This is a genomic window from Terribium retamae (assembly GCF_022347545.1).
In the GTDB taxonomy this organism is placed as follows: Bacteria; Pseudomonadota; Alphaproteobacteria; order Rhizobiales; family Rhizobiaceae; genus Mesorhizobium; species Mesorhizobium retamae.
The window spans coordinates 1-19,783 of the sequence record NZ_JAKREW010000034.1 but is presented as its reverse complement, the minus strand read 5'-3'; the positions used below and the strand labels follow the sequence as shown (position 1 = coordinate 19,783).

24 protein-coding genes are annotated in these 19,783 nt (G+C 60.9%); 18 read left to right on the top strand and 6 right to left on the bottom strand.

Features of this window, described 5'->3' with window-relative positions:
* Positions 1-46: 46 nt before the first annotated feature.
* From L4923_RS24010 to L4923_RS24000, 3 genes are all read left to right on the top strand, one after another.
* Positions 47-994, top strand: coding sequence for a substrate-binding domain-containing protein (locus L4923_RS24010; protein WP_239369631.1), 948 nt, complete (start codon positions 47-49; stop codon positions 992-994).
* 254 nt (positions 995-1,248) lie between these two features.
* Entirely contained in the window at positions 1,249-1,560 is a 312-nt protein-coding gene (locus L4923_RS24005; protein ID WP_239369630.1) for a DUF2853 family protein, read from the top strand.
* A gap of 149 nt (positions 1,561-1,709) precedes the next feature.
* A complete protein-coding gene (locus L4923_RS24000; protein WP_239369629.1) occupies positions 1,710-2,504 on the top strand; it encodes a thymidylate synthase in 795 nt (264 codons plus the stop codon).
* A 50-nt stretch (positions 2,505-2,554) separates the two neighbouring features.
* Here L4923_RS24000 and L4923_RS23995 read toward each other — a convergent pair whose 3' ends face one another.
* Positions 2,555-2,947: an SAM-dependent methyltransferase gene (locus tag L4923_RS23995; RefSeq protein ID WP_425531001.1), complete on the bottom strand. Its 393-nt coding sequence runs from the start codon at positions 2,945-2,947 to the stop codon at positions 2,555-2,557.
* A 95-nt stretch (positions 2,948-3,042) separates the two neighbouring features.
* Here L4923_RS23995 and modA point away from each other — a divergent pair, with 95 nt between their 5' ends.
* From modA to L4923_RS23975, 4 genes are all read left to right on the top strand, one after another.
* Positions 3,043-3,828, top strand: coding sequence for a molybdate ABC transporter substrate-binding protein (gene modA / locus L4923_RS23990; protein ID WP_239369628.1), 786 nt, complete (start codon positions 3,043-3,045; stop codon positions 3,826-3,828).
* A 29-nt stretch (positions 3,829-3,857) separates the two neighbouring features.
* The gene (modB, locus tag L4923_RS23985; RefSeq protein WP_239369627.1) at positions 3,858-4,562 is read left to right on the top strand and encodes a molybdate ABC transporter permease subunit; all 705 of its coding nucleotides are present in this window, start codon (positions 3,858-3,860) and stop codon (positions 4,560-4,562) included.
* Positions 4,559-5,671 carry a molybdenum ABC transporter ATP-binding protein gene (gene modC / locus L4923_RS23980; protein WP_239369626.1) on the top strand — a complete coding sequence of 371 codons (1,113 nt, stop codon included), beginning with the start codon at positions 4,559-4,561 and terminating at the stop codon, positions 5,669-5,671. The genes modB and modC overlap by 4 nt, the downstream gene beginning before the upstream one ends.
* Before the next feature lie 89 nt (positions 5,672-5,760).
* Complete coding sequence (locus tag L4923_RS23975) at positions 5,761-6,102, top strand: winged helix-turn-helix domain-containing protein (RefSeq protein ID WP_239369625.1); 342 nt, start codon at positions 5,761-5,763, stop codon at positions 6,100-6,102.
* 17 nt (positions 6,103-6,119) lie between these two features.
* Here the strand turns inward: L4923_RS23975 and cobF are convergent, their stop codons facing one another.
* On the bottom strand, positions 6,120-6,881 hold the full coding sequence (cobF, locus tag L4923_RS23970; protein ID WP_239369624.1) for a precorrin-6A synthase (deacetylating): 762 nt from the start codon (positions 6,879-6,881) through the stop codon (positions 6,120-6,122).
* Positions 6,882-7,015: 134 nt separating this feature from the next.
* Between cobF and L4923_RS23965 the strand changes: the two genes are divergently transcribed.
* The 6 genes from L4923_RS23965 (at position 7,016) to L4923_RS23940 (ending at position 12,648) form a co-directional block, all read left to right on the top strand.
* Complete coding sequence (locus tag L4923_RS23965) at positions 7,016-8,023, top strand: DUF4424 domain-containing protein (RefSeq protein ID WP_239369623.1); 1,008 nt, start codon at positions 7,016-7,018, stop codon at positions 8,021-8,023.
* Positions 8,023-8,541, top strand: coding sequence for a dihydrofolate reductase (locus L4923_RS23960; protein WP_239369622.1), 519 nt, complete (start codon positions 8,023-8,025; stop codon positions 8,539-8,541). The genes L4923_RS23965 and L4923_RS23960 overlap by 1 nt, the downstream gene beginning before the upstream one ends.
* Positions 8,542-8,782: 241 nt before the next feature.
* Entirely contained in the window at positions 8,783-9,880 is a 1,098-nt protein-coding gene (hflK, locus tag L4923_RS23955) for an FtsH protease activity modulator HflK (RefSeq protein WP_239369621.1), read from the top strand.
* Complete coding sequence (gene hflC / locus L4923_RS23950; protein WP_239369620.1) at positions 9,880-10,791, top strand: protease modulator HflC; 912 nt, start codon at positions 9,880-9,882, stop codon at positions 10,789-10,791. The genes hflK and hflC overlap by 1 nt, the downstream gene beginning before the upstream one ends.
* A 3-nt stretch (positions 10,792-10,794) precedes the next feature.
* Positions 10,795-10,980, top strand: a complete 186-nt coding sequence (locus L4923_RS23945) for a DUF2065 domain-containing protein (protein WP_239369619.1) — start codon at positions 10,795-10,797, stop codon at positions 10,978-10,980.
* A gap of 123 nt (positions 10,981-11,103) precedes the next feature.
* Complete coding sequence (locus tag L4923_RS23940; protein WP_239369618.1) at positions 11,104-12,648, top strand: DegQ family serine endoprotease; 1,545 nt, start codon at positions 11,104-11,106, stop codon at positions 12,646-12,648.
* A gap of 46 nt (positions 12,649-12,694) precedes the next feature.
* Here L4923_RS23940 and L4923_RS23935 read toward each other — a convergent pair whose 3' ends face one another.
* Together L4923_RS23935 and serB are read right to left on the bottom strand one after the other, a co-directional pair.
* Positions 12,695-13,267, bottom strand: coding sequence for a GNAT family N-acetyltransferase (locus L4923_RS23935; RefSeq protein WP_239369617.1), 573 nt, complete (start codon positions 13,265-13,267; stop codon positions 12,695-12,697).
* Positions 13,264-14,151, bottom strand: a complete 888-nt coding sequence (gene serB / locus L4923_RS23930) for a phosphoserine phosphatase SerB (RefSeq protein ID WP_239369616.1) — start codon at positions 14,149-14,151, stop codon at positions 13,264-13,266. The genes L4923_RS23935 and serB overlap by 4 nt, the downstream gene beginning before the upstream one ends.
* Between serB and miaA the strand changes: the two genes are divergently transcribed.
* Together miaA and L4923_RS23920 are read left to right on the top strand one after the other, a co-directional pair.
* Complete coding sequence (gene miaA, locus L4923_RS23925; protein ID WP_239369665.1) at positions 14,150-15,115, top strand: tRNA (adenosine(37)-N6)-dimethylallyltransferase MiaA; 966 nt, start codon at positions 14,150-14,152, stop codon at positions 15,113-15,115. The genes serB and miaA overlap by 2 nt on opposite strands.
* Positions 15,116-15,217: 102 nt before the next feature.
* Positions 15,218-16,015, top strand: coding sequence for a GGDEF domain-containing protein (locus L4923_RS23920; protein ID WP_239369615.1), 798 nt, complete (start codon positions 15,218-15,220; stop codon positions 16,013-16,015).
* A 52-nt stretch (positions 16,016-16,067) separates the two neighbouring features.
* Here L4923_RS23920 and L4923_RS23915 read toward each other — a convergent pair whose 3' ends face one another.
* The gene (locus L4923_RS23915) at positions 16,068-17,900 is read right to left on the bottom strand and encodes an ATP-binding protein (RefSeq protein WP_239369614.1); all 1,833 of its coding nucleotides are present in this window, start codon (positions 17,898-17,900) and stop codon (positions 16,068-16,070) included.
* 158 nt (positions 17,901-18,058) lie between these two features.
* Between L4923_RS23915 and L4923_RS23910 the strand changes: the two genes are divergently transcribed.
* From L4923_RS23910 to L4923_RS23900, 3 genes are read left to right on the top strand one after another with little or no spacing between them, the layout of a single operon-like run.
* Positions 18,059-18,625 carry a helix-turn-helix domain-containing protein gene (locus tag L4923_RS23910; protein WP_239369613.1) on the top strand — a complete coding sequence of 189 codons (567 nt, stop codon included), beginning with the start codon at positions 18,059-18,061 and terminating at the stop codon, positions 18,623-18,625.
* 2 nt (positions 18,626-18,627) lie between these two features.
* Positions 18,628-18,936, top strand: coding sequence for a hypothetical protein (locus tag L4923_RS23905; RefSeq protein WP_239369612.1), 309 nt, complete (start codon positions 18,628-18,630; stop codon positions 18,934-18,936).
* 27 nt (positions 18,937-18,963) lie between these two features.
* Positions 18,964-19,491, top strand: a complete 528-nt coding sequence (locus tag L4923_RS23900; protein ID WP_239369611.1) for a GNAT family N-acetyltransferase — start codon at positions 18,964-18,966, stop codon at positions 19,489-19,491.
* A gap of 4 nt (positions 19,492-19,495) precedes the next feature.
* Here L4923_RS23900 and L4923_RS23895 read toward each other — a convergent pair.
* The coding region (locus L4923_RS23895; protein ID WP_239369610.1) for a hypothetical protein at positions 19,496-19,783 on the bottom strand (288 nt) is incomplete at its 5' end.

Below are 19,783 nucleotides of genomic sequence, written 5' to 3'. Positions count from 1 at the left end.
CGCCCGGCCACTGATTGATCAGACCTGTAAGCATAGGGAGGAAAGAATGCGAAAACGACTAATCGGAGCGGCAGCGATTGCCATGGTGGCGCTGATGAGCGTTGCCCAGGCACAGGACAAGAAGACGATCGGCGTCTCAATTCCGGCGGCCGACCACGGCTGGACCGCCGGCGTTGTGTTCCATGCCGAGCGTGTCGCCAAGAAGCTGATGGAGGAGCATCCGGGACTGAACGTCATCGTCAAGACGTCCCCCGACGCCGCCAGTCAGGCGAACGCCGTGCAGGACCTCGAGACACAGGGCATCGACGCGCTTGTGATCCTGCCGTCCGACCCGGATCCGCTGGTCAACGCCATCAAGGAGGTCAAGGACAAGGGCAAGTTCGTGGCTCTTGTGGATCGCGCGCCGTCCAACAACGACAATTCGGTGCGTGACCTTTATGTCGCCGGCAATAATCCGGCGCTCGGCGAGGTGGCGGGCAAATACATTGCCGAAAAGACGCCGGAAGCAGAGGTCGTCATCATTCGTGGTCTGCCGATCCCGATCGACCAGCAGCGCCAGGATGGCTTCGACAAGGGTATCGCCGGTTCGAAGGTCAAGGTTCTCGATCGTCAGTTCGGCAACTGGAACCGCGACGACGCCTTCAAGGTCATGCAGGACTATCTGACCAAATATCCGAAGATCGACGTGGTGTGGTGCCAGGATGACGATATGGCGGTTGGCGTGCTGCAGGCAATCGAGCAGGCTAAACGCACAGATATCCAATATGTCGTGGCCGGCGCCGGTTCAAAGGACATGATCAAGAAGGTCATGGACGGCGACAAGATGATCCCGGTCGACGTGCTCTACCCGCCGGCCATGGTCGGCACCGCCATGGAGCTGACGGCGGCGGGCTTGATCGACCAGGTGCCGGTGAGCGGCAACTACATCCTGGATGCGACGCTGATCACGCCGGAGAATGCCAAGAATTTCTATTTCCCGGATTCGCCGTTCTGATGGTCTGCTGCTTCGGCACGTAATGTGATTAGGAACATGAAACGGCCCGGCAAATTGCCGGGCCGTTTTTCTGTTCTAACGCCCTTCCGTTGCGTAAAAAGGCAAGCATTCCAGAGCGATGCCATGCCAAACCTTGCCGGCAAGGCTTGACTTGCGGCGAAGTGCAACCGAAGGTTTGCACCGGTGTGGAGAATCCGGTTCTGGCCGGTCGTTGTCTCACCGGACAGACATGGCTCCGATGAGGGGAATTCCTGATGAGCGACTATCTTGCAGACGTGAAGAAGTATGACGCCGGCGCTAACGCCGATGCCGTCGACAAGATCGTGAAACACCTGGGCATCGCGCTCAGGAACCGCGACTCCTCGCTGGTGTCCTGCACCGATCCCGAAGAATTGAAGCGCGTACGCGACAGCTGGGCAGCCAAGAAGCTCGGCGTCACCGACGCCGCCAAGGCCGACGCCGCGATCGAAAAGACCTGCCAGGCGATGAGCGCAGATAACACCAAGAGCCGTGTGACCTTCTATTATCTGGTCGCCAAGGATCTCGGTAAGCTCGGCTCGCTCTGAGTTCACCAGCTTTCCGCACGATTTGAGAATGCTTCCGGCGCGCTCGCGCGCCGGAATGCTGTGGTTTGGTCTGTCTGGGCAATAGCCTGGCAAGCTTTGAGCGGGTATGATGGCGTTCAACGCCAATACCGCGAATCAGGGCGATAGCGATGCGCCAATATCTCGACCTGCTCAGCCACGTTCTAGAAAACGGGACCGACCGGGGCGACCGCACCGGCACCGGCACGCGCTCGGTATTCGGCTATCAGATGCGCTACGATCTTGGGCAGGGCTTCCCGGTGCTGACCACCAAGAAGCTGCATCTGAAATCGATCATCCACGAACTGTTGTGGTTCCTGGCCGGCGACACCAACATCCGGTATCTCAACGATAACGGCGTCAGCATCTGGGACGAATGGGCCGATGCCAATGGCGATCTCGGCCCCGTCTACGGGAAGCAGTGGCGTTCCTGGCCGGATGCGAATGGCGGCACGATCGACCAGATCGAAAACCTGCTGCGGGAGATTCGCTGCAATCCCTATTCGCGCCGGCTTATCGTCTCGGCATGGAACCCCGCTGAAGTGGAACAGATGGCGTTGCCGCCCTGCCATTGCCTGTTCCAGTTCTATGTTTCTGACGGACGGCTGTCCTGCCAGCTCTATCAGCGTTCGGCGGATATCTTCCTCGGCGTGCCGTTCAATATTGCCTCTTACGCGCTTCTGACCATGATGGTGGCGCAGGTGACAGGGTTGAAGCCCGGCGACTTCGTACACACGCTGGGAGACGCGCATATCTATTCGAACCATTTCGAACAGGCGCGCGAGCAGCTTCGCCGCCAGCCGAAGGCGTTGCCGACGATGTGGATCAATCCGGAAGTGAAGGACCTCTTTGCCTTCCGCTTCGAGGATTTCCGCCTCGAAAACTATATCGCCGATGCGACGATCAAGGCACCGATTGCCGTGTGATCCCGGCCGCCAGTCGGATCGCGGCGTTTAAAATCTGATTTCAATCCACTTCAAAGCCGCCCGGTTGTTGCGGGGGCGATCGGCGTGAACAGCGTGCGGTCCGGCTTCAGATCAAGCGGTGGTGTGCCGTCGAGGCAATCGAAACCTCGCACCAGCACGGTTGTGCCTTCGATGCCGATCAGCGTGGCGATAGAAATGCCGATCAGGTTTGGCCTGACCGGCGCGCGCAATGCGAAAGTACCAAGTGCCGACCCGTCGTTGGCCGGGTTCTGCCGGACAAAGTCGCGGCGCGACAGATGCAGCCAGTAGAGCATCTCCAAACGCTCGGACTGTTCGATACCGGCAAGCGCCTCCTGGCAAAGCGCAAAGATCTCTATGCGGCAGCTGGACCGTTGGCGCGGCCTTGGCGCGCGGCTTATGGCTTCATCACGGACGCATACCACGGTTTTCGTGAAAACACTTCCCTTTGTTATATTCGTGTGAATATATCGATCGTGAGCCTATGGCTGGATGTCTTGGTGAATCAGGGAGAGGTTTGATGGTCCTCAAGAGTTTGATCGCGGCGTTTGCCATGGGCGGGATAGCGACCGCGCTCGCAGCGCCGGCGGCGCGCGCGGACGGACAGATCGTTGTATTTGCTGCTGCCAGCCTCAAGAACGCACTCGATGAGGTCAACAAGGCCTGCGAGCCGGATGTCGGCGAGGCTGCCAAGATCTCCTACGCGGCAAGCTCGGCACTGGCCAAGCAGATCGAGGAGGGGGCGCCGGCTGATGTCTTCATCTCGGCCGACCTCGACTGGATGAAATATCTTTCCGACAAGAAGCTGACCAAGCCTGACAGCGAGGTGAAACTGCTCGGCAACCGGATCGTGCTGGTGGCGCCGGCGGATTCCAAGGCTGAAGTCAAGGTCGAGAAAGGTTTCGACCTCGCCAAGGTGATTGGGGACAGCAAGCTTGCCATGGGGGACTTCAAGGCGGTTCCAGCCGGCAAATACGGGAAGGCCGCGCTGGAATCGCTTGGCGCGTGGTCTTCCGTCGAAGGCAAGGTGGCGCAGGCCGAGAACGTCCGCGCAGCACTCAAGCTGGTTGCTACCGGCGAAGCTGCAGCCGGCATCGTCTACCAGACCGACGCCAATGCCGAGAAAGGCGTCAAGGTCATCGGTGTATTCCCGGAAGAGACGCATCCTCCCATCGTCTATCCGGTTGCCCAGACGGCGGAATCCAAGGACAAGGATACGCCGGCTTTCCTGAAGTGCCTGCGCTCTGCTAAGGCAAGCGAGCTTTTCAAGGCGCAGGGGTTCACGCTGCTCGCGCCGACCCAGTGAGCATTGCCCATGAGACATGATAGGGGAGCATGAACTGGCTGCTGGACCTCAGCCCTGACGAATGGAACGCGGTCCGGCTGTCCATCAAGGTCGCCACGGTCGCGATGCTGGTCAGCCTGCCGATCGGCATCGCAGTGGCATTGCTTCTGGCGCGTGGCAGATTCTGGGGCAAGACGTTGCTCAATGGCATCGTGCACTTGCCTCTGATCCTGCCGCCGGTGGTAACGGGCTATCTGCTGCTGCTCGCCTTCGGCCGGCGCGGACCGGCCGGCGCCTTTTTTGCCGATTATTTCGGTCTCGTCTTTTCGTTCCGGTGGACGGGGGCAGCTCTGGCATGCGGCGTGATGGGATTTCCGCTGATGGTGCGGGCGATCCGGCTTTCCATCGAAACGGTGGATCGCAGGCTGGAAGCGGCGGCCGGTACGCTGGGCGCCAATCCTTTCTGGGTCTTCGCGACCATCACCTTGCCGCTGATCCTGCCCGGCATGATTGCTGGCGCCATTCTCTCTTTCGCCAAGGCGATGGGTGAGTTTGGTGCGACCATCACCTTCGTTTCCAACATTCCGAACGAGACCCAAACGCTGCCTTCGGCGATCTACACATTCACGCAGGTGCCGGGCGGTGACGAAGGTGCGTTGAGGCTGACACTCATCAGCATTGTCATCTCGATGACTGCTCTGATCGCCTCCGAGGTATTGGCGCGCCGAGTCGGTCGGCGAATGGACATCGAATGAGTGTCGCGGTCGATATCGGTCACCGGCAAGGTGGCTTTTCGCTTGAGGCCGCTTTTGAGAGTTCGGGCCGCCTGACGGCGCTTTTCGGTCCTTCCGGTTCCGGCAAGACTTCACTGATCAACGCGATAGCGGGGTTGATCCGGCCGGAGCGAGGACGCATCGCCGTTGACGGGCGTGTGCTGGTCGATACCAGAGACAGCGTCTTCGTGCCGAGGCACAAGCGGCGCATCGGCATGGTGTTCCAGGATGCACGGCTGTTCCCTCATCTAAGCGTGGCGGCCAATCTGCGCTATGGCCGCTGGTTTACGCCGGCGGCTGAACGCTACGGCGATATCGGCGCAGTGGTCGAGTTGCTGGGCATTGGCCATCTGCTCGACCGCCGGCCAGCCAAGCTTTCCGGCGGAGAAAAACAGCGTGTTGCGATCGGCCGGGCACTGCTGGCTAGCCCGAGGCTGCTTTTGATGGACGAGCCGCTGGCCTCGTTGGACGAGGCGCGCAAGGCCGAGATCCTGCCCTATATCGAGCGGCTGCGCGACGAAACGAAAATCCCGATCGTCTATGTCAGCCATTCGATTGCCGAAGTGGCGCGGTTGGCCAGCGACGTAGTGGTGATGGCGCAAGGCAAGGTTGCAGCTGCTGGCTCGACAGCCAAGATCATGCAGCGGCTCGATCTGCTCGCCCACGAAGAACGCATGGAAGGCGGCGCCGTGCTGGACACGCGCGTGCTGCGTCACGACGAGCGTTTCGGCATGACTGTGCTGGGTTCGCCAGCCGGCGACATCCGCGTTCCCTTCCTTCAGGCAGTCGCCGGCCAGCCGGTGAGACTGCGTGTCCGAGCGCGCGACGTCATGATCGCAACGGAGCGTCCGCACGGCCTGAGCGCGCTCAACGTGCTGGCGGGCCGCATCACGGCGATCGAGCCGGGAGAAGGGGCCGCCGTTGAGGTTAGAATCGATTGCAGCGGGGCGACGGTGATGGCGCGTATCACACGGCAGTCGCAGCACGCGCTGTCGCTTGCCGTCGGCCGCGACGTGTTTGCGGTCATCAAGACCGTCAGTTTCGACCAGGCCAATATGGCGACTGCTCCCAAGGAGCGATTCGACGCCTGATGCGCCCCCTTGTCATGCGCTATTCTCATATGGAATAACGGTTGCGATAAAAAGCAATGGCGATCCGGACATGGATGCGGGAGGAAAGCATGCCTTCGCTCAGCTTGCGGATCAATCTCGACCCGGACGGCCGCATCGGCCCCGGCAAGATAGAACTCCTGGAACAGATCGCCGCTTTTGGCTCGATCTCGGCGGCGGCTCGCGGCATGGAAATGTCCTACAAACATGCCTGGGACCTGGTCGAGGACATGAACCGTGTCTTCGGCAAGCCACTGGTCGCGGCACAGACCGGTGGCCGTAAGGGCGGCGGCGCGCAATTGACCCCGGTAGGACTTGCCGTCGTCAGCCGCTACAGAGCCATCGAGCGCGCTGCCACCGCCGCGGCGCAGGGGCATATGGAGGCCTTGCAGGCCGAAATCGATGCCGCATGAGGACGTCTGCCGGCAGATTATTCCGGCTTCCTCAACAGATAAGTGTCCATGATCCAGCCCTTGCGCTGGCGGGCGGCCTCGCGAACCGTGACGATTTCGTCTTCAACGTCTCCCAGGCGGCCATGGACCAGGATCTCATCCGCAGTGCCGAGATACGCACCCCAATGGATGATGGCATCCTTGTCGGCGACACTCTGGAAGGAGCATTTGCCATCCAGCATCACCACCACGGTGCCCGCGTTGCCGGGCAGGCCTTCTTCCGTCAGTCTGCGCCCAGTCGTCACCAGGAACGGATCGCCGATGCGGTTCAGCGCCATCTTGTGGCCGGCAGCCAGAGCCTGGATCGCGGTGATGCCAGGAATGACTTCCAGTTCGAAGGCAATGTTACCGCGCCGGCTGACGCGCTCGAGAATGCGCAGCGCGGAATCATAGAGCGAGGGATCGCCCCAGATCAGGAAGGCACCACAGCCATCCTCTCCGATCTCGTCGCGCACCAGACGCTCGTAGATGCCGGCGATCTCCTCGTGCCAGTCGTCGACGGTCGCGCGATAGGATGACGTCGGCTCGGCCCGCACCGGAACGTCGAATTCGACACGACGCGATTCCGGGTTGGTGACGAAACGGTCGCAGATATCCCGGCGCAGCTCGGCAAGCTCGGTCTTTTTGGCGCCTTTGTCGGGGATGAACAGCACGTCGGCGCGGTTCAGACCGTTTATGGCCTGGACCGTCATGTGTTCGGGGTTGCCGGCGCCGATGCCGATCACGAGAACCTTGCGCATGGGCGCTGTCCTGCCCGATCCTCGCAGGCCTGTCCAGAGTGAGGAGCGACGGGCACCGGCGCTGATTGAAAAGCTTTGATGGCGGCTGTTCAGCAAGTAGGCTCTCGGTGCTACTACAGAAGGGAATCGCTTCGATGGTTCGCATCGCGCTGACATTTGGCCTGGCGCTTGCCGCAGTTCCTGCCCTTGCCAATGACTCCACTGCGGAGCTTGGCGCCGGCGGGCTTATCCTGTCGCGCAACGATGCTGTTTCGATGGACAGCGAGGATCTCTTCATTTCGCCCGACAAGGTCACGGTTGACTATGTCTTCCGCAATACCTCCGACAAGGATGTGAACACCATCGTCGCCTTCCCATTGCCGGAGATCGAAGCCAGCCCTTACGAAATGCCTTCCATACCGGAGGAGGGCAGTGAAAACTTCCTCGGTTTCGAGGTGACGGTGGATGGCGTCGCCGTCAAACCGGAGCTGGAACAAAAGGCGTTTGCCGTTGGCGTTGATGTCAGCGAGGAGTTGAAAGCCCAGAGCGTGCCGCTCTATCCCTACGGGAAGACGGCTTTGGCCGCGCTTGCCAAGCTGCCGCAACAGGTTGCCGACGACTGGTTGGCTCGCGGCATCATTGTCTTGGACCAATATGATGACGGCTCGGGCTGGAAGAGCGTGCGCTCTCCCTACTGGCAACTGCGTTCGACATTCTGGTGGCGGGCGGCTTTTCCGGCCGGCAAACCGGTGCATGTCTCGCATCGCTACAAACCGAGTGTCGGTGCAACCGCAGGCTTGACCTTCTTCAACGATGGCAAGTTCCAAGGTGAATATGACAATTACAAGCGTCGCTATTGCCTGGACGATGCGTTAGAGGCGGCGGTGCGCAAGGCTCAGAAGGCCAATACCGGCAGCACGCAGCTCTATGAGAGCCGCATAGCCTATATACTCACCACCGGCGGCAACTGGGCGACCGGAAGCATCGGCAGGTTCAAGCTTACGGTGGACAAGCTCGACGCACGGAGTCTCGTCTCGTTTTGCGGCACCGGCGTGAAGAAGACCGGACCGACTACCTTCGAGATGACTGCGGAGGATTTCGTGCCCGAGCGCGATATCGATATTCTCCTGCTTAATCGGCCCGAAAACGAAAGCGGCAACTGATGCTCGTCTCGATCCATGTCGCAATCGCTGAAAATGGCGTGATCGGCCGCGAGGGTGGTTTGCCCTGGCGGCTTTCCTCCGATCTCAAGCGGTTCAAGGCCGATACGGTGGGCAAGCCCATCGTGATGGGCCGCAAGACCTGGGAGAGTTTCCCTAAACGTCCGCTGCCCGACCGGCTGAACATCATCGTTACCCGCGATCCGGCTTATGATGCTGAAGGGGGAGAAGTCGTAACTTCCCTTGAGGACGGGCTGACCCTCGCGCGCATCCGGGGGCGGTGCATGGCGGGGGTGAACGAGATCTGCGTGATTGGCGGGGGGCAGATCTATGCGCAAGCGCTGCCATTGGCCGACAGACTGCATGTCACGCATGTGCTGGCGTCGGTCGATGGCGATACGTCTTTCCCACCGATCGATCCGCAGACATGGCGCATCGTCAGTTCCGAAGACATTCCCGCCGGCGAAAAGGACAGCCACCCGACACGTCATGTCGTCTATGAAAGGCGGGTTCGCGATTAAGGTGCATGTCCTTTGGAGCGCGCGAGGGCGCCGTGAAGCTGTGCATGGTGCTTTGCGAAAACCGGATCCGATTTTCGGGCCGAGGCATTAACCACGACAAAGCGTCGCGGCCAAACTGCAGCTAAGAACAGCGCATTAGAAGGCGGACGCGTTGAAAGCGCGCGGAGGCATCCCTATAGAAGGACGACAAGGATTTTGCGCCGGCTCCGGCGCGTGAGGGAATCCCAGCGAAAGGACATTCATGCCCTGGAACGACAAAAGTGGCGGTGGAGGCGGCCCCTGGGGAGGTGGCGGCGGTAACAATCAAGGTCCATGGGGGCAAGGTCCGCGCGGGCCAAGCGGTCCTCAGGGCACGCCGCCCGATCTCGAAGACATAATCCGCCGCGGCCAGGACCGTTTGCGGAACGCGATTCCGGGCGGTGGCGGCAGCCCTGCGGTCTATATTCTGATCGCACTCGTGCTGATCGCCGGCTGGCTTTTCAAAGCCATCTATACGGTTCAGCCGGATGAGGTGGCAGTGGAACTGCGCTTCGGCAAGCCGAAGGAACAGCTTTCAGAGCCCGGCCTGCATTTCCACTGGTGGCCGGTCGAAACGGTCGAGACTGCCAAGATTTCCGAGCAGTTGGTCAATATCGGCGGCGGCGCTCGCAGCGGCAATACGTCCGGGCTGATGCTGTCGGGAGACCAGAACATCGTCAACGTGCAGTTCTCGGTGGCCTATCAGGTGGCCAATCCGCGCGCTTTCCTGTTCGATGTAGCCGATCCCGACGAGATGCTGAGGCAAGTGGCTGAAAGCGCGATGCGCGAGGCCGTCGGACGACGTCCGGCACAAGACATCTTCCGCGATGACCGCCAGGGCATTGCGACTGCGGTGCGCGAAAACATCCAGGCAACGCTCGACAGCTACAAAGCAGGTCTGAACGTCAATGCAGTGTCCATCGAGGATGCCGCCCCGCCGCGCGAAGTGGCCGACGCGTTCGACGAAGTGCAGCGCGCCGAGCAGGATGAAGACCGTTTCGTCGAAGAGGCAAACCAGTACTCCAACCAGAAGCTCGGCCAGGCCCGCGGTCAGGCAGCCCAGGTTCGCGAAGACGCTGCTGCCTACAAGAACCGGGTCGTGCAGGAAGCACAGGGTGAAGCGCAACGCTTCATCTCGATCTACGACGAATACGCCAAGGCGCCCGACGTGACGCGCCGGCGCATATATTTGGAGACGATGGAGAGGGTGCTGAAGGATTCCAGCAAGGTTATCGTCGAGCCGAATGGCAATGGTCAGGGCGTCCTGCCTTACCTGCCCTTGCCGGCACTGCAGCCGAAGGTCCCGGGAGGTAACCAGTAATGGCCAATCGTCTTCCCGCGATCATCGTCGCTATCGCCGTCCTGCTTTTCCTTCTTTATTCGTCGGTCTTCGTCGTCAATGCCCGCCAGCAGGCGATCGTGTTGCGCTTCGGCGAGATCATAGACGTCAAGACAGAGCCGGGCATCTACTTCAAAGCACCGTTCCCATTCTTCGACGCCGATACCGTACAACTCGTCGAAAAGCGTGTGCTGCGCTTCGACCTCGACAACATCCGCGTCCAGGTTTCCGGCGGCAAGTTCTATGAAGTCGATGCCTTCATAGCCTACCGCATCTCTAACCCGCGTGTTTTCCGTTCGGCCGTTTCCGGTCAGATCGAGCTGGCGGAGCAGCGACTGAAGACACGTCTCGATGCGGCACTGCGCCGGGTCTACGGCCAACGCGCTTTCGAGGCTGCCCTTTCGGAAGAACGTGGCATCATGATGCGTGAAGTCCGTGACCAACTGCGCCCGGATGCCACCTCGCTCGGTCTCGTGATCGATGACGTGCGTATCCGGCGTACCGACCTCACGGCTGAAGTCTCGCAGCAGACCTACGACCGCATGAAGGCCGAGCGCCTGGCAGAAGCAGAGCGGCTGAGGGCTCGCGGTAATGAAGCCGCGCAGCGCATCAAAGCCCGAGCCGACCGCGAAGTGGTCGAAATCGTCGCCGAGGCCAACAAGGAATCGGAGATCCTGCGCGGTGAGGGCGACGCGGAGCGCAGTGCCATCTTTGCCAACGCCTATAATCGCGATCCTGGTTTCTTCGATTTCTATCGGTCGATGAATGCTTACGGCACGGCGCTCGACAACACCGGAACCACCATGCTGCTGTCGCCGAATTCGGAATTCTTCCGCTACTTCCGCGATCCGGCCGGTGCGGCGGCGCCGGCGATGCCTAAGCCTGCGCAATAGACCGTGCAGGATTTTTTAGCCGCCATGGGCCTTGTTCTCGTCGTTGAGGGGTTGGTCTATGGCGGCTTTCCGCGATTGGCAAAGCGGCTTGCCGCGGATGTTCTTGCCATGCCGGAAAGCATGTTGAGGGTTGGCGGGCTGGCGGCGATCGCCATTGGCGTCGGCATCGTCTGGCTGGTGCGCGGCTGACGAAGTGCTCTCCGTCCGGGATTTATCCGTTGCCGGGTGGCCAGGGCCGCAAACGTGCCTTATTTCTTTCCACACTGGCGACATGTCGTTGAAACACTCTTGCTGACTTGCCGGGAGGCCCTGATGAAATCCGAATCCATCCTGCGAGCGGCACGAAGGGCGCTTGCAGCTGCCACTGCCGGGCTGATGCTTGGTACTTTTGCCGTTCCATCGGCCATCGCCCAAACGCAGGCGCCCACGACAACCCCGGCAGCACCGACACCTGCGCCGAATGGCCCGGCTTCCGTGGCCGATCTTGCTCAAGAGCTGCTCGGCGCCGTCGTCAACATCTCGACCTCCCAGACGGTGAAAGGCAGCGAAGGGCCAGGTGCCGTGCCGATGCCGCAACTGCCGGAAGGCTCACCCTTCCAGGATTTCTTCGATGATTTCTTCAAGGATCGCGGCGGCGAGAAAGGCGGCGGCTCCCAGAAGGTGCAATCGCTGGGTTCGGGTTTTGTGGTCGATGCCAAGGAAGGCATCGTCGTCACCAACAATCACGTCATTGCCGATGCCGACGACATCGAGGTGAATTTCTCCGACGGCGTGACGCTGAAAGCCAAGCTGGTTGGCACCGACACCAAGACCGACATCGCCGTGCTGAAAGTGGACCCCAAAGGCCACAAGCTGACCGAAGTCAAATTCGGCGATTCCAACAAGATGCGCATCGGCGACTGGGTGATGGCGATCGGCAATCCGTTCGGCCTCGGAGGCACCGTGACGGTGGGTATCGTCTCGGCGCGCAACCGCGACATCAACTCCGGACCGTATGACGACTTCATCCAGACCGACGCTGCCATCAACCGCGGCAATTCGGGCGGACCGCTGTTCAACATGTACGGTGAGGTCATCGGCATTAACACCGCGATCATCTCACCGTCAGGTGGCTCGATCGGTATCGGCTTTTCCATCCCCGCACAGCTTGCTGCCGGTGTCGTCGACCAGTTGCGCCAGTTTGGCGAGACTCGGCGCGGTTGGCTCGGCGTGCGCATACAGCCCGTGACCAAGGATATTGCCGAAAGCCTCGGCATGTCTGAGCCGAAGGGCGCATTGGTGGCGGGTGTCATCAAGGGCGGCCCGGTCGACAACGGCACGATCCAGGCCGGCGACGTCATCACCAAATTTGACGGCAAGGAGATCGAGGAAACGCGCGACCTGCCGCGTGTCGTCGCCGAGAGCCCCGTCGGCAAGGCCGTCGACGTGGTGATCGTCCGCAAGGGCAAGGAGCAGACGATCAAGGTTACGCTCGGCCGGCTCGAAGACGGCGAAAAGCTTGCCGATGCCGAGGGCAAGGGCGAAGCCGACAAGGACAGCAAGGCTGCGCCGGTGGCCGCAGCGAAGGTGCTCGGTATGTCGATCGGCGAATTGAACGACGATACGCGTGGCAAGTTCGGTATCGCCGCCGATGTTTCCGGTGTCGTCGTTACAGAGGTTGCCAAGGATTCTGCAGCTGCGGAGCGCGGCATCCAGCCAGGCGAGGTGATCACCGAGATCGGACAGGAGTCGGTGGCGACGCCGAAAGACGTTGTCGATCGTATCGCGTCGCTGAAGCAGCAGGGACGCAAGAACGCGCTGTTGATGCTCGCTTCCAAGACCGGGGAATTGCGCTTCGTGACCGTGCGGATGGATTGATTCCGAAAACCGTCGGAAGTCACTGATCTTGAATCAAAAAGGGCGGCTAATTGGCCGCCCTTTTTGATTCTTCCCAATCCCTGCGGCTAAGCCTGTAGAAGACATGGGGACGCAGGTGCGGATGACTTTCGGGGACGGCCGGATGATCGAAATCGCGCGACGGATCTGCAGTCATGCCGATCCTTTCCATCACCGCCGTTGAGCGGCGGTTGTCGCGAACCGCGAAGGAAACGATCTCGTCGCGGCCAAGCGTTTCGAAGCCGAACGCCAGCCAGGCACGGGCCGCTTCAGAAACATATCCCTGGCCCCAGAATTCCGGCGCCAGGCGCCAGCCGATCTCAAGAGTGCCTGCAGGCAGGAAGGGAAGATGGTCCGTTTCGGTTACGCCGACGAAGCCTATGCACTCCCGGGTTCCAACGATCTCGGCTGCCGCGAAGCCGAAGCCCTTACGCTCGATATTGTCGCGCATCTCGCCCATTTTTGCATCCGCCTCGGCGCGGGTTCGGCGAAAGGGGAAGAATTCCATCACGCGTTCATCGCTGTTGATGCGGAAAAACAGTTCGCGATCGCGATGTTCCCAGTTGCGCAGGATCAGTCTTGTCGTACGGATCGGCTTCATTCGACAAAATCCTCCCGCCGGTAACCCTGCAGATAAAGCAGGGCGGTGAGATCGCCATGATCGATACGGATCTTGGCTTCGGCCGCGACCGACGGCTTGGCATGAAGCGCGACGCCGGTGCCAGAAAGCCGGATCATGTCGAGGTCGTTGGCGCCGTCGCCGACAGCGATGGCGTCCGCGGGGGTGAGGCCAAGCCTCGCAGAAATCTCCTGGAGTGCCTCCGCCTTGGCTGCACGGCCCAGGATCGGTTCGACGACCTCCCCGGTCAATTGCCCACTTGCTTCGATCAACCGGTTGGCACGATTCTCGTGAAAGCCGAGCATGGCACCAATGCGATTGGTGAAGACGTCGAAACCGCCGGAGACGAGCGCAGTGTGGGCGCCGGCCTTGCGCATCGTCTGCACGAGGGCCCGGCCACCGGATGCGAGTGTCAGGCGATTGGCGATGATGCGGTCGACCACGGCCATGTCCAGATCCTTGAGCAGCGCAACACGCTCCCGCAAGGCCGGCTCGAAGGCGATCTCCCCGTTCATGGAACGCGCTGTTATGGCGGCGACCTTTTCCTTCAAGCCGACTTCATCGGCCAACTCGTCGATACATTCCTGGTCGATCATGGTGGAATCCATATCGGCGATCAGGATTCTCTTACGACGCGCGGCTTCGTCCTGGACGGCGACATCGATCGGCTCGGAAGCCAGCGCTGCACGCAACGCAGCGGTTGCGTCTGCACTTTCCATACCTATTGGCAAAACAAGATCGCAGGCGATCGTTTCGCCCAGCCAGCGCGTCGCGCTTGCGCCGACCGCCTGCGAGGCTTTATTCGCAAGGGCCGGTGTGAGGACAGCGCCGGCTGGACTGGAGACGAGCGTGGCGACAAGCGACATGGAGGAGACCCAGGGAAAGGCGGCGGAAGCGGGCCGCATAACGGACGCGATCCTGATAGCCGGCCCGACTGCCAGCGGCAAGTCGGCATTGGCGCTGGAAATCGCCGAGCACCTCGGTGGCGTCATCGTCAATACCGATTCCATGCAAGGCTATTCGATCCTGAATGTATTGACCGCACGGCCCAGGGCTGAGGACCAGGCTCGCATTCCTCATTTTCTCTACGGTCACGTGCATCCCGCGACCGCCTATTCGACTGGACTATGGCTGCGTGACGTCACCGAGCTGGTCGAAAAGAACGCTTTTGCCGGCCGGCGGCCGATTTTTGTAGGCGGTACCGGCCTTTACTTCAGAGCGCTCGCGGAAGGTATCTCGGAGATGCCGGATATTCCGCCGCACATTCGCGAACGCTGGCGCCACGAGTTGATCGAGCGCGGGGCGCCGCGACTGCATCGCGAACTGATGCTGCGGGATTCGGCGATGGCCATGCAATTGCGGCCGAGCGACGGCCAGCGCATTGCGCGCGCGTTGGAGGTCCTGGACGCTTCCGGCCGTTCCATCCTGACCTGGCAAGGCCAGCGCGGCGCGCCGCTGATCGACCGTGCGAGTGCATGCTTCTTCGTTATCGAGCCTGATCGCGAAGCACTCAGAGGGCGTATCAATCGACGCTTCGATGCCATGATCGAACAAGGCGCGTCGGAAGAAGTGCAGCAGATCCTTGCGCTGGATCTCGATCCCGCGCTGCCCGCAATGAAAGCGATTGGCGTGCGTGAGCTGCGGGCGGTCCTGGCTGGGGAAATGGATGCCGAAGCAGCGATGGAGCGAGCCAAAATCGCTACGTGGCAGTATGCCAAGCGCCAGTCCACCTGGTTTCGCAACCAATTCGGCCCCGAATGGCAGAGATTGTTGCCAAATGAAACCGTGGCGGGGGTGGCTCTCGCGGCGATCAGAAAGAGAATTGAATAGACTTTCTAGTATTAACTCTACACTCGCAAGGATTGTGCAAGTTAACCGCCACGTAATCCTGATCGTGCCATAAGGCTCCTATGTCACTACGGGCTGGCGGGCATGCGATTTCATAAGGCGGAGCACGCCTTTTTCGTCTTCATCTTCGTGATCCTTGCCGCGGGCGTGGTGACGTTGCATGCCTATGGGTTGCTGGAATCCACCGCCGCCCAGATGGAAGACGTTGCTGAAGCTCGTCAGAACATCAGTTATCTCGGTACATTGCTGTTTGCCGTCGGCGTGCTTCTGGCTACGGCCTTCTTCTTTGGGGTGCTCTTCATCTATCCCCTGATCCGCGGCCAAGTTCGGGAAGAAGGCAAGCTGAGAGCTATGACGGCAACGCTCAGTGCGCGCTCCGTAACGCTGGAGCAGGCCGCACTGACGGACGGACTGACCGGCATGCAGAACAGGCGTTTCTTTGACGACGCTTTGCGTGAATACATCGCCGAGTTCCGTCGTATCGGCAAGCCGGTTGGATTGATGATCCTCGATCTCGATCATTTCAAGTCGATCAACGACACGCACGGTCACGATGTCGGTGACGATGTGCTGCGTGCGGTTGCCGATTGTCTGAAGAGCATGACACGGTATCACGATGTGGTGGCGAGGCTTGGTGGCGAGGAGTTCGCCGTCGTCGCACCGAACATGGATGAGGAGTTGTTGCGAAAATTCGCCGAGCGTATCCGCAAGGGCGTCGCCAACCTGACGATCTTGAACGGCAATGTGCGGCTTAAGGTAACAACCAGTGTCGGACTGGCCGTATGGGACACGTCGGAAACGGCCGAGGCGTTTTATCGTCGTGCCGACAAGCAACTCTACGAAGCCAAACGCCAGGGGCGTAACCGGGTTTGCGCCGCCTGAAACTGCTGTGATTCCAACTATCGATCGGTCTCGAGGGGCGAACTGCGACGGCTCAGTCGTTCTGCGGCCGGAAACCGAACGTTGCGGGTTTGAGACCGTAGCGGGTGTCGAAATCGTCATCCGGTTGTGACCGCGGCAGGATCGCGGGCTTGCGATAATCTGGATCGCCGGCCTGGCGCGCTGTGTCGACGGCCTCCGAGAAATTCATTCCCGGCTGCGGCTTCGGCACGTTGCGCAGTCGCTCGACGATGCCGGCGAGATCCACATCGGCGTTGTCCTCCGAGGGTGCTTCCATCGCATGCTTGGCTGCGCCGGGGATCAGGCTACGGTCGATCTTCTCGAATTTCAGCCGCATGGTGGTTGCGACACCTTCGCCGAAGGCGATCGCTTCGCGTTGCCCCATGGATGACAGGAATGCGAGGCTCGACGCGGAGGAATCGGCGATGGCCGAACGAATGATCGCCTGGTCCTGCTCATTCGAGAGGCGCATGGCGAAAAAGGTCGAACATTGCGACAGGATGGTCGGATCGAGTTCGCCTGGGCGCTGGGTTACCACGCCGAGATAGCAGCCATATTTGCGACCTTCCTTGGCGATGCGCGACAAGGCATGCCGCGTCGGTTCGAAGCCCAGGCGCGGATCGGCGGGCATATAGCGGTGCGCTTCCTCGCAAAGAAGCAGCAACCGCAGTTTGCCTTCGCTCCACAGAGCGAGATCGAAGGCCAGGCGGGCGAGAACCGAGCAGACCGAGTTGACGACTTCGGACGGCAGGCCGGCCATCTCGAAGCACGTCACCGGGCGACCGTGATGCGGAACGCGGAAGATGTTGCCGATCGTCTCGTGGATGGTGTCATCGATCAGGCGCGAGTTGAACATGAAGCGGTAGCGAGGGTCCGCGGCTGCCGATTCGATGCGGATGCGCAGCGACTTCAATATCGGCCTCTCGGCCTTGCTTTCGAGCAAACCCATGCGTTCGTCGATCTGTTTTATAAGATCGGCGATGCGGTAGGGCACCGGTGTATCGGCAGTCATGGTGTCGACGCCGCGGCGCACATAGCTGATGCCGCCCGAGTTGCGGTAAAGGTTCTTGGCAACAGGGATCAAATCGCGCAGCAGGTCGATCTCTTCCGGCGGCGCCTCGCGTCCGCGGAAGATCACTTCAGCGAATTCTTCCAGCTTGAACATCCAGAAGGGCAGGTCGAGAGTTGTTGCGTCGACCTTCACGCATTGGTCCCGCAAGGACGCCGCAAATTCGTTGTGCGGATCGAGGATCAACACCCTGAGGTCGGATCTGGAGGCGATCGCCTTGCGCAGGAGCAGCGAGACGGCTGTTGACTTGCCGACGCCCGTGGTGCCGACGACGGCAAAATGGCGAGACAAGGTGTCGTCGATGGCGATATTGGCGGAAATGCTGTCATCCTGCGACAGCGCGCCGACGGTGATGGCCCGACGGCCGGCAAGATCGTAAACGGCTGCGAGATCGCGACTGCGGATGCGGTGAGCGATCGCGCCGATGTGCGGGTAGGTTGTAATGCCGCGGTCGAATACAGGTTTCGCACCTGCTTCAGCGCCGTCCCGTACTTCTCCAACCAGTTCGATATTGACCTCGATCGGGTTCTGTCCGCGGTCGTTCCAGGCGAGATCGGCCTTGGAGATGGCGTAGACGAGGCCGACGGTACGCGTGCTGCCGAGATTGATCGAGATCATCCTGCCGACCGACCAGTGGCCGGTGACGAAGCCTTCCTCGCCATCGGCGAAGGCGCTGATCGTGGCGCGGGCCCCGTCGCAACGGACGACATGGCCGAGGATGCGCTTGTCGGTTTGGGCGGCATCACGCCGCTCTTGCGATATCGGCTCGCCACCGGAAGCTGCGCGTTCGACAAACATCAAAGAAGACAACCCCTTCTATCCAGGCGGATGCTAGGCAATCGCGGTTAAGGTCGCGTGTGAGTGGATGGTATAGAGGCGGTTAAAAACGCCGCGACAATTTGAACAATCCGCAAGAAGCCTCTTCCGCAAGAACGAGCATATGGTATCTTGGACATATGTCTGACATATCGGATGATCTTTCTGCAAGGATAGCGGCCCGCATTCGTGCGGAACGCACGATGAGGAACTGGTCACTGGCAGACCTCGCCGGCCGGTCCGGCGTGTCCAAGGCAATGCTGAGCGCTATCGAACGTGGCTCGACGAGCCCGACAGCGCCGATCCTGGTACGCATAGCCACGGCGTTCGAACTGACGCTCTCCAGCCTGATCGCTCGCGCCGAACTGCAGGGTGGCAGCGTCGCCCGTCGCTGCGACCAGCCGGAATGGCGGGATCCCGGCACCGGCTATATCCGCCGGCACCTGTCGCCGCAGACCGACATGCCGCTGGAAATGGTGCAGGTCGAACTCCCTGCTGGCGCGCGCGTCAGCTTGCCGGCGAGCAGCTATGCTTTCATTCGCCAACAAATCTGGCTGATGGAGGGGCGGCTGGATTTCACCGAAGGGGAGGTGGTGCACCAACTGGAGCCAGGTGATTGCCTGGCGCTCGGCGCACCGGCCGACTGCGTTTTTCATGCGCCGGGACCAGAACCCGCCCGCTATCTCACCGTGCTTATCAGGACTTGATCATGCCGCGCCTGCCGAAGCGAAATCACAATGGTGGCCCGCCGCTCGACGATTACGAAGGGCCGGCTTGGGGCAAGGGAGATCCGCATCGCTTCATTCACTGGCGCGCTGCCCATAAAGCCGCCTGGAAGCCGAAGTCGCGTGACATTGCCTTGTTCAGATTGGCCAAGGCCGAGGCGGTGGGGCTGACCTATGAGGAGTACACGCTGGAACTGCTCGAACGCGGCCGTCATCTCAGTGCAGACGATGCTGTCCGTATCGACGAGATCAAACGCACGCGCAAGCGCCGCAGTTTCAGTCATTTCGACTGAATTTCTACTCCAATCAGAAAAACAAAGATGCCCGCAATTGAGATCAGACCACTCACCGGTTCCACTGAAACAATAGAAAGGCTGGCGGAAATCCTCGTCGAGACGGTTGCCGCAGGCGGATCCGTCAGTTTCATGCATCCGCTTCCGTTAGAAGCTGCAAGGGCGTTCTGGTCGGAATCGTTGGCCGCTGCGTTGCGTGGCGAAAGGATTATCCTGGGAGCCTTTGAGGACGAGACCCTCGTCGGCACTGTAACCTTGCTGCTCAGCCTGCCGCAAAATCAACCCCACCGCGCCGAGATCGCCAAGCTTATGACGCGCCGCAGCCATCGCGGCAGGGGTATCGCTACCAAATTGATGCAAGCTGCAGAGCAACTGGCCGTGCAGCACCATCGCACGCTTCTGGTTCTCGACACGGCAACGGATGGCGGCGCGGGTTCCCTGTATCAAAGGCTCGACTTCACGCTGGCTGGCGAGATCCCCGATTATGCCTTGAAGCCGCATGGAGGCCTGAGCGGAACGCTGCTGTTTTGGAAACGCCTCGGATTGTCGCGGTAGGCGGCTACGACGGTGACGGAGGTTTGAACGAATGACATTCGCAATCGCGCTCGAAGATCCTACCAAGCCGGAAATCGTCGCGCTTCTTGAAGATGGCGAACGGTATGGTGCTTCGCTCTATCCCGCCGAAAGCAATCATTTCCTGTCGATCGACGAACTGCGTGCCGACAATGTCCTGTTTGCGGTGGCGCGGGGGGGGGGGGGGGGGGGGGGGGGGGGCCGGGGGCGGCGGGGGGGGGGGGGGGGGCGGGGGGGGGGGGAGGGGGGGGGGGGCGGTGGGGGGGGGGGGGGC

Coding starts and splice junctions, on each gene's coding strand:
- L4923_RS24010 (WP_239369631.1), top strand. CDS start 47: ATGCGAAAACGACTAATCGGAGCGGCAGCGATTGCCATGGTGGCGCTG.
- L4923_RS24005 (WP_239369630.1), top strand. CDS start 1,249: ATGAGCGACTATCTTGCAGACGTGAAGAAGTATGACGCCGGCGCTAAC.
- L4923_RS24000 (WP_239369629.1), top strand. CDS start 1,710: ATGCGCCAATATCTCGACCTGCTCAGCCACGTTCTAGAAAACGGGACC.
- modA (WP_239369628.1), top strand. CDS start 3,043: ATGGTCCTCAAGAGTTTGATCGCGGCGTTTGCCATGGGCGGGATAGCG.
- modB (WP_239369627.1), top strand. CDS start 3,858: ATGAACTGGCTGCTGGACCTCAGCCCTGACGAATGGAACGCGGTCCGG.
- modC (WP_239369626.1), top strand. CDS start 4,559: ATGAGTGTCGCGGTCGATATCGGTCACCGGCAAGGTGGCTTTTCGCTT.
- L4923_RS23975 (WP_239369625.1), top strand. CDS start 5,761: ATGCCTTCGCTCAGCTTGCGGATCAATCTCGACCCGGACGGCCGCATC.
- cobF (WP_239369624.1), bottom strand. CDS start 6,881: ATGCGCAAGGTTCTCGTGATCGGCATCGGCGCCGGCAACCCCGAACAC.
- L4923_RS23965 (WP_239369623.1), top strand. CDS start 7,016: ATGGTTCGCATCGCGCTGACATTTGGCCTGGCGCTTGCCGCAGTTCCT.
- L4923_RS23960 (WP_239369622.1), top strand. CDS start 8,023: ATGCTCGTCTCGATCCATGTCGCAATCGCTGAAAATGGCGTGATCGGC.
- hflK (WP_239369621.1), top strand. CDS start 8,783: ATGCCCTGGAACGACAAAAGTGGCGGTGGAGGCGGCCCCTGGGGAGGT.
- hflC (WP_239369620.1), top strand. CDS start 9,880: ATGGCCAATCGTCTTCCCGCGATCATCGTCGCTATCGCCGTCCTGCTT.
- L4923_RS23940 (WP_239369618.1), top strand. CDS start 11,104: ATGAAATCCGAATCCATCCTGCGAGCGGCACGAAGGGCGCTTGCAGCT.
- L4923_RS23935 (WP_239369617.1), bottom strand. CDS start 13,267: ATGAAGCCGATCCGTACGACAAGACTGATCCTGCGCAACTGGGAACAT.
- miaA (WP_239369665.1), top strand. CDS start 14,150: ATGGAGGAGACCCAGGGAAAGGCGGCGGAAGCGGGCCGCATAACGGAC.
- serB (WP_239369616.1), bottom strand. CDS start 14,151: ATGTCGCTTGTCGCCACGCTCGTCTCCAGTCCAGCCGGCGCTGTCCTC.
- L4923_RS23920 (WP_239369615.1), top strand. CDS start 15,218: ATGCGATTTCATAAGGCGGAGCACGCCTTTTTCGTCTTCATCTTCGTG.
- L4923_RS23915 (WP_239369614.1), bottom strand. CDS start 17,900: ATGTTTGTCGAACGCGCAGCTTCCGGTGGCGAGCCGATATCGCAAGAG.
- L4923_RS23910 (WP_239369613.1), top strand. CDS start 18,059: ATGTCTGACATATCGGATGATCTTTCTGCAAGGATAGCGGCCCGCATT.
- L4923_RS23905 (WP_239369612.1), top strand. CDS start 18,628: ATGCCGCGCCTGCCGAAGCGAAATCACAATGGTGGCCCGCCGCTCGAC.
- L4923_RS23900 (WP_239369611.1), top strand. CDS start 18,964: ATGCCCGCAATTGAGATCAGACCACTCACCGGTTCCACTGAAACAATA.